Raw genomic sequence first — 7,704 nt, 5'->3', positions numbered from 1 at the left:
CTGTGGACTGTTGATGAATACCACAGAATGGCTGAAGCAGGAATATTTGAACCAAGTGAACGGGTAGAATTATTAGAAGGGAAAATAATTTTGATGGTTGCTAAAGGAACAGCCCACCGTTCAGCAGTGGGAAGAACATATAAGTTGTTGGAAAATAGAATTGGTCATAAAGCTTGCATAGCTATTCAAGACCCTGTAAAATTAAATGAAAGGTCTGAACCAGAACCAGATATTGCTGTGGTGAAAATAGATCCGCTAGACTATGCAGATCATCATCCTACCCCAACAGAAATTTATTTAATTATCGAAGTTGCAGATAGCAGTTTAAAACTAGATACAGAAATCAAAGCTAAAGCTTATTCTCAAGCAGGAATTAAGGATTATTGGGTATTAGATGTAGTGAAACGCGAATTAATTGTATTTAGAAATCCTACAACAGAAGGTTATCAAAATCGAGAAATTATCACAGAACATCAAAACATATCTCCTTTAGATTTTCCTGATTTAGAAATTGTAGTTTCCCAGATGCTACCTCTTGTCTAAATAAGGATTTAAGGATTTACAGGATATTATAGCGGTATGTCACTCAACAGATAACCGCTATAGTTAAATTTAACTATTAATTCAACTCTTTTATATCTACTTAATTTCCCCTAACTGGCAATTCTTTCCGATGCTGAATTAACAACCCAATCGCCATACCCATACCCACAATAGCCGTAAAATAAAATAACCCAATCAACCGAATATACATTGGTGGTGCAATTCCCTCAACTTCCACAGATTGCGCTACCTTCACCGCTGGAAATTGACGTTGAGATTCAGCTAAAGAAATAGCTTCTACCTCTACCTTATGAGGTGAACCATCAAAAAATTGTTCTTGCCATATTAACCTCCCTTCTGAATTAGGAAATCCCTGATAAGCAAATACAGTTAAATTATCTTCCAATGCGATCGCTTTTACTCGCAATCCGACATCCTTAATAGCTGCCCCTGTCGTGCTATCCTTGACCTCAACCGCTAAATTTGCCAATCTCCCCACAGTCGCCAGTTTATCCCCTGTAATCCTCACTTCCATGCCCTGAGATTGGCTAATTGATGGGGCAATCTTCTCATTTTTGGGAGAATGTGCATCACCATGAGCCTCCGCAACTTCCGCCGTGATATTAATAAATAATAGCGTCACAATTGCCACTACAGTTAATGCACTTAACAACAACCGGACAGACTGCGGTGCAATTTCCCCCTCTTTGATTTCCTCTTGTCCACCAATTACCCAACCGCCTAACAATCCTAATGATAATAAAATCGCTGCAAGCACAACAAAATATTTATATTTAACAGGATTTTCTCTCACATTCAAATTCAAAGTTTGCTGATAACTAGCAAAAGCATTAGCAACTAAAGGAGAAACATTAACTTGAATTTGATAATTACCCCGAATTGGTAACATTTGCTCAAATTCTAATTTACCATTCGGTGCAGCCGCCTCCAGTTCTAATAATTCTGTTCCCTCAACAATTGGAAAATCTGTAGTTAAGAAAGGATTGCGGGGAGGTGTGGAAATCTGCAATTTAATTAAGGCATTTGTTAACAGTTTTCCGCCAGCATCAACAGCTTGTAATTTGAAAGTCACCGGAGATTGTTTCCTATCTGTACCAGCTTCAAAAGGCAGAATTTTTTCTAAAGGTGGATTTGTCGAAAGTAAAACTTGAGATTGGGACGTTTGAGAAACTCCCACCAAAGAATATAAAATTGATAAACAAATACAAGCAGAACTAACAACAGCAAACAGACGATATTTTCTCATAGGAAATTAGAATTTAACTGGGCGTTGCTGAACTGAGGTATGAAATTGAAAAATCAAAAAATGAAACTCTTACTCTCTGCGACTGGAGCGCCTCTGCGTGTTCGCGCAGCGTGCCGTAGGCATAATAAAATCATACTCTTAATCAGCAACGCCGAATATTTTAGATTTAGCAAATGAATTTGAGTCTAACTTATTATTTATCTGGGCGATTGTAAATCGCAGCTACACAGGATGAACCCTTAATTTTTCCTTAGTCCACGCAGGTGGACTTTGTTTGTGTAGAAGTGATTTCTAATCGCCCAATACGTTTAAAACTTTATGATAGTTTAATGACAAGCAACGCCCAAAGCATGGTGACGCGCTGAGTGTGCTGTGTTATGCGCTGGTGGATAGGTAGAGAAAAACACAGTCCAAATCAGCAAAGAAGATAACATCATGTAAAGACTTACCTGTACAGGCTTAGAAAGGGTAATGCCCGCAGTTTTTTGTAATACTGAAGTCCGAGAAAAAGCAGTCATTTGTGAACTCCTATAAATAGTTGCGCTACTTGGTGACAAAAAGATATTGTTAACATCAGCAGCTATTGTCAAAATCCTAGCACCTTATTCCATTTACTAGGCTGCAAGCATCATCTGTTCTCTAGTCAACGGTAAATCAACCAATATATCAGGAATACTTCTGAAAATTACTATAGCAAGATCCCCGACTTCTTAGAGAAGTCGGGGATCTGAATCCTGAAAATCATTTTTCCAAGTTATTGACAATGATTCTTAATTTTCATATTATACATAAAGCTAATTGCAAATTATTCGCAATTTCTCACATACGCATATTCCTATTAGTCTCATGTCTGACAACTTTACTTTCAGTAAAGATAAAATTTGGAGTCGTCGCCAACTGTTGCAAATAGGATTATCCGGCGCTGGAGTCCTAAGTGCAGCGACAATTTGGCAGATATTGAATACCAAAAATCATCCCAGTGTCAGAGTACCACCGATGGAAATGGCAGCATCTAATGGTGCTACTAACCCTATGCAGGTATTACGAGATTTTGATTATGGGACAATTAAGCAGGAAAATGGGCGCACAGTCCGCGAATTTCAGCTAACTGCTGGTACTTCCACCATTCAGCTTAATAGTGCTGTCTCTTACAACATTTGGGACTTAAACGGGCGGATTCCAGGACCGACACTCCGGGCTAAAGAAGGAGAAAGAATAAGAATACTTTTTCTCAATAATGCTGGACATTCCCATTCTTTACATTTTCATGGAGTTCATCCTGCTGAAATGGATGGAATAAGACCTGTAAGTAATGGTAGAGCAACCATATATGAATTTGATGCCGAACCCTATGGTGTTCATTTATATCACTGTCACGTCGCCCCGGTTACTCGCCACATTGCCAAGGGTTTATATGGGATGTTTATCATTGACCCGCCTAAGCCTCGCCCACCAGCAGATGAAATTGTTTTAATTATGTCTGGGTATGATGTAAATGATGATAACAAAAATGAATATTATGCTTTTAATGGTGTGCCACATCATTATATGCACCATCCCATTCAGATTTATCAAAATCAGCTAATTCGGGTCTATGTTTTGAATATTATTGAATTTGATCCTGCTGTGACGTTTCATCTGCACGCTAACTTCTTTGATGTTTATCGTTCCGGTATGACAATGACCCCCAGCGAGAAAACCGATGTTTTAACAATGGGTGTAGCAGAAAGGCACATTTTAGAGTTTGCTTTCCGCTATCCAGGTAAATATATGTTTCATCCTCATCAAGATGCGATCGCTGAAAGCGGGTGTATGGGACAGTTTGAAGTAATCGCAGAAAAGGATTCCCAAATGATTGGAGTGTAAAAAAAATGAAGAAAATTGGCGACGATTACATCAGTTAACCTGGGCAGTTACAATTTTTCTTTAAAACTAGACGGTTTAGTTTACTCACCCTCATAGCTTCTTCAGACTACCTCATTATCGGGATTATCGTTACAACAGTTCAGCGATAATAAAAATGTTATTGCGTGTTTAAACGAATTTGTTATGAAAAAATTTAATTAGTGAAAATAATTTGCAATTAGCTTGACGAAATATGCATGTAAGTGATACTAATATTATTGGCTGTTGATAAGAAAGATTATCAATAAGTTTACAGGTGCAAAGTGAGAACAGTAATCACAAAAAAACAAAACATGAATCATAATCAACCCTTCGATTTCGTACCAGGAAAAGTCATCACACTCAGTACTCATCTAGAAAAACCCAGCCCATTTTATTTTGGATATGGCATTCATCAAAGTTTTTTATCGGAACTAGAGAAATATAGTTTTGACAAAATATTTTTCTTTACGGAGCCACATCTATTTGAGAGTTACGGCAAAGAATTGTATGATCAAATAAGTGCAAAATATCCTTGTTCAGTTGAATTTGTACCTGCTGGTGAGAAATGTAAATACTTCCCTGTTCTGGAAGAAACCTGCGAAAAGCTAATTGCTAAAGGTGCATCCAAAAAATCTATTTTGTTAGCATTTGGTGGCGGAACAGTTGGTAATGTTGTCGGTTTAGCAGCTGGATTAATTTACCGTGGGATTCGTTTTGTTGAAATCCCTACAAGTATGACAGGTCAAACTGACAGTACATTAAGCAATAAACAGGCGGTTAATGGCGGCACGGGTAAGAATCATTTTGGTCTCTACCATGCACCCTTATTTATCTGGGCAGATACCAAATATCTCAAAACAGAACCTCCTTTTTCTCGACGTAGCGGCATAATTGAAGGTATCAAAAATGGGTTCATCTCCGATGAAAATTTTTTGGAATACTTAGAACAATCCCTCAATCCTGAGTTAGATTTTACGGACGCAAAATTAACGGAAATTGCCTATAAAATCATTCTCTCCAAATTACCAATTCTCCAGCAAGATCCCAGCGAAAAAGGTTATGCTATTACCCTTGAGTATGGTCATACATTTGGTCATGGTATTGAATGGTTGGAAAAAATATCTCACGGAGAAGCAGTTTCGTATGGCATGAAAATTGCCTCACATCTTGGCAAAGAACTTGGATTAATTTCACAAAAAGATGTGGAGCGTCATTACTATGTCATTGAAAAGAAACTAGGGTTTAACAATCCTTTCCCTGAAACAATCACAACTGAAAAACTCATGGATGCGATGATTGCAGACAATAAAAAAACAGGAGCAGCCCTGCGCTTTGTTTTATTGGAAGGAATCGGTCAATGTTATAACCCTGAAGGAGATTTTTTAGTGACAGTTGACAAAGAATTAGTAATAAAAGTTGTCGAAGATTTCATTCAGCAGGAGCGTCAGAGAAAGAGTGCTAAGACTTACGCATTTGCTGTATAGAACACAACACAATCTTATTTGGATGTGTAAGCCTTAACTACTCGAATCAAAAGTACCCTAATCATGATGCTGATCTCGGCTCTGGCAAGCTGGGATCGGCTTGGATACATTAGTCAATCATAACAAAGTTTGCACAAATTTAGTTTTTAGCTAGTTGATAATATTAGCTTCAATTGTCAGCAGATACGTAGGCAAGTTTCGACTAAGCTGTTGTGCATCGCAAATAAGCTACCCATTTTAAATGTCTAAAACCTTTGCTCTCTGGGATCGCTTTACTGAAGCAGAGGGTAGTTTTTCTCCTGCTTCCCTCGATCAACCACTCGTAGAGAGATCAAACTATTGAAAACATCAACAAATCGTGATCAACCGCCACAGAAACTCTATCAAGACCAAAATCTTCAAATTGTTATTGCTGTAACTTTAATGGCAGTTTTGGGTTCTAGCAGCATAGGTCCAGTATTACCAACCGTGGCAGAGGACTTTAAAATTTCTCCCGAACGCATTGGATTAGTCATATCAGCCTTTGTTTTACCGATCGCAATCGGTACTCCAGTCTGTGGGGTACTGGCGGATCGCTTTGGGAGGAAACAAATCTTAGTGCCTTCTCTGCTATTGTTTGCGATTGCAGGATCTGCCTGTGCAGTGGCTCCGAATTTTCGCACCCTGCTGGAGATGCGTTTTCTGCAAGGCATCGGTGCAGCCAGCTTAGAATCTCTAGCACTGACTATCATCAGCGATCTTTATACGGGCAAAATGCTGACATCTGCAATGGCATTCAATGGCAGCATGATCGGCATCAGTTTAGCAGTGTATCCCTTAATTAGTGGAGGATTGGCAGCACTAGGATGGCGGTATCCTTTTCTCCTACCTTTGACGGCTATTCCTGTAGCATTTTTGGTGTTATTTTCTCTAAAAATACCCAAGTTGCCAAAGCAAGAAGAGTTTCATCTTAAAGCTTATCTACAAAATATTGGACGCAGTATCAACAATCGTAAAGTGATTGGACTGCTGTTTGCAGTAATAGCCTTATTCATTCTCCTTTTCGGCGCCTACTTCACCTACATTCCCATCTTAGCCAGCAATGTTTTAGGTGCTTCTAATGTGGTAATTGGCATCATTTTGGCAAGTATGGCGCTTTCGCTGGCTTTTGTTTCTTCCCAACTGGGACTATTTGCCCAAAAGCTTTCAGAGCTAACACTGATCAAAGTCTCGTTTATTCTCTATGCACTGGCATTAGTTATTACCCCATCTATACAGAATGTCTGGCTGCTATTCATTCCCAGTTTGCTATTTGGAGCGGCTCATGGCATGGTGTTTCCGGCAACTCAGGCTTTATTGGGTGGATTGGCACCAAAGGAGTATCGAGGGGGATTTATGGCGGTGAATGCCACGTTATTGTCACTGGGACAGGCGTTGGGACCTCTTTTGGCAGGTGTTGCCTTTGGACTGTGGGGAATGCCGGGGGTTTTTTACTCTAGTGCCGTTTTTGCGATCGCTACATTGGTATTGCTCAGTGGGCTTTTTGCTAAAAACCGTAACAAAAGAAAATAAGAAAAAATGCTCTGTGAGAATCTTTTAAGTTTTCGATAGAGCCAAAAATATGTTGATGAAAACAAACTCTACATTGTAATTAAAAGTGAGATTACTATGAAAAGACAAATTGGTGTAACCACATGGATATTTGGTAATCTCAATCTTGTTGATACCGCAGAAATAATTGCTCAAATGGGATTTAATGGAGTGGAATTGTATGTAGATATTGATTCTGTTTCGGTGAAAGATGTCAAAAATATTTTTGCAAACGAAGGTTTAGAAATTTTTTCTCTCACACCTGGAAATGTAGATTTAGCCAGCAGCGATCAAAAAATTAGAAAATTTGCTATTGATTACTACAAAAAGTTAATTGATTACGGCGCTGAACTGGGTCAGCCAGTTATTACCTGTCATGAATACATCCAGAACCAAATGGGAAGTATTTATTCGGGGTCGATTGAGCTTTTAGTAGAATCATGTCGAGAGATTGCTCTTTATGCTTCACAAGCTAATCTCAAATTAGGCTTTGAACCTTTGAATCGTTATTTATGTCGTTTCATTCTCAAAAGTACTGATGTCCTTTCTCTGCTTGCCCAAATTAATACCTCGAATCTGACCATCGTTTTAGACGCTTTTCACATGAATCTTGAAGAAGACGATCCAGTTAAAGCCATAATACGATGCGGAGAGCAACTCAGCGCTTATCAAATAGCTGATTCTAATAGGAAAGGTATCGGGTTTGGACACATTGACTTTGAGCGGCATTTCGCAGCCCTTGATACTATTCAATATACTGGACCAATTGTGTTTGAATGTGCCGCTCCTCGACAAACACCAGGTTCCGATTCAGAAGACAACTTGGATGAACTCAAGTTACATCTCTCAGCTAGCAAAGACTGGCTGACTAATAGAAAACAAGCATTAGTATAACCTGAGTTTGCCAAGCTAAATTTGAGTAATTAAACATTTGTAGAGATGTTATAGGTAACG

Annotated in this window: 7 protein-coding genes; 5 read left to right on the top strand and 2 right to left on the bottom strand. The window is 38.8% G+C overall.

Features of this window, described 5'->3' with window-relative positions; all coding sequences use genetic code 11:
• A partial coding sequence (locus tag HEQ36_RS23295; protein ID WP_290708560.1) for a Uma2 family endonuclease occupies positions 1-543 on the top strand: 543 nt, incomplete at its 5' end.
• A gap of 100 nt (positions 544-643) precedes the next feature.
• On the opposite strand, the gene HEQ36_RS23290 is transcribed toward HEQ36_RS23295, so the two are convergent.
• Both HEQ36_RS23290 and HEQ36_RS23285 read right to left on the bottom strand, forming a co-directional pair.
• Positions 644-1,810: a hypothetical protein gene (locus HEQ36_RS23290; RefSeq protein ID WP_053537633.1), complete on the bottom strand. Its 1,167-nt coding sequence runs from the start codon at positions 1,808-1,810 to the stop codon at positions 644-646.
• Positions 1,811-2,136: 326 nt separating this feature from the next.
• A complete protein-coding gene (locus HEQ36_RS23285; RefSeq protein WP_071992818.1) occupies positions 2,137-2,328 on the bottom strand; it encodes a CbtB-domain containing protein in 192 nt (63 codons plus the stop codon).
• A 328-nt stretch (positions 2,329-2,656) separates the two neighbouring features.
• On the opposite strand from HEQ36_RS23285, the gene HEQ36_RS23280 reads away from it, so the two are divergent.
• The 4 genes from HEQ36_RS23280 to HEQ36_RS23265 all read left to right on the top strand — a co-directional run bounded on the left by HEQ36_RS23280 (position 2,657) and on the right by HEQ36_RS23265 (position 7,644).
• Positions 2,657-3,676: a multicopper oxidase domain-containing protein gene (locus HEQ36_RS23280; RefSeq protein WP_053537632.1), complete on the top strand. Its 1,020-nt coding sequence runs from the start codon at positions 2,657-2,659 to the stop codon at positions 3,674-3,676.
• 302 nt (positions 3,677-3,978) lie between these two features.
• Positions 3,979-5,181 (top strand): 2-deoxy-scyllo-inosose synthase, encoded by a 1,203-nt coding sequence (locus HEQ36_RS23275; protein ID WP_168635802.1) that lies wholly within the window; start codon positions 3,979-3,981, stop codon positions 5,179-5,181.
• Positions 5,182-5,520: 339 nt separating this feature from the next.
• Positions 5,521-6,732, top strand: coding sequence for an MFS transporter (locus tag HEQ36_RS23270; protein ID WP_233455451.1), 1,212 nt, complete (start codon positions 5,521-5,523; stop codon positions 6,730-6,732).
• A gap of 96 nt (positions 6,733-6,828) precedes the next feature.
• Complete coding sequence (locus tag HEQ36_RS23265; RefSeq protein WP_053537629.1) at positions 6,829-7,644, top strand: sugar phosphate isomerase/epimerase; 816 nt, start codon at positions 6,829-6,831, stop codon at positions 7,642-7,644.
• Positions 7,645-7,704: the final 60 nt, after the last annotated feature.

Origin of the sequence: Anabaena sp. 54 (genome assembly GCF_017355725.1) — a bacterium.
Taxonomy (GTDB): Bacteria; Cyanobacteriota; Cyanobacteriia; order Cyanobacteriales; family Nostocaceae; genus Dolichospermum; species Dolichospermum heterosporum.
This window is presented reverse-complemented; position numbering and strand designations above follow the sequence as displayed.

Bases quoted from the DNA above. Each gene is read 5' to 3' on its own strand.
- HEQ36_RS23265 (WP_053537629.1), top strand. From the start codon at position 6,829: ATGAAAAGACAAATTGGTGTAACCACATGGATATTTGGTAATCTCAAT.
- HEQ36_RS23290 (WP_053537633.1), bottom strand. From the start codon at position 1,810: ATGAGAAAATATCGTCTGTTTGCTGTTGTTAGTTCTGCTTGTATTTGT.
- HEQ36_RS23280 (WP_053537632.1), top strand. From the start codon at position 2,657: ATGTCTGACAACTTTACTTTCAGTAAAGATAAAATTTGGAGTCGTCGC.
- HEQ36_RS23285 (WP_071992818.1), bottom strand. From the start codon at position 2,328: ATGACTGCTTTTTCTCGGACTTCAGTATTACAAAAAACTGCGGGCATT.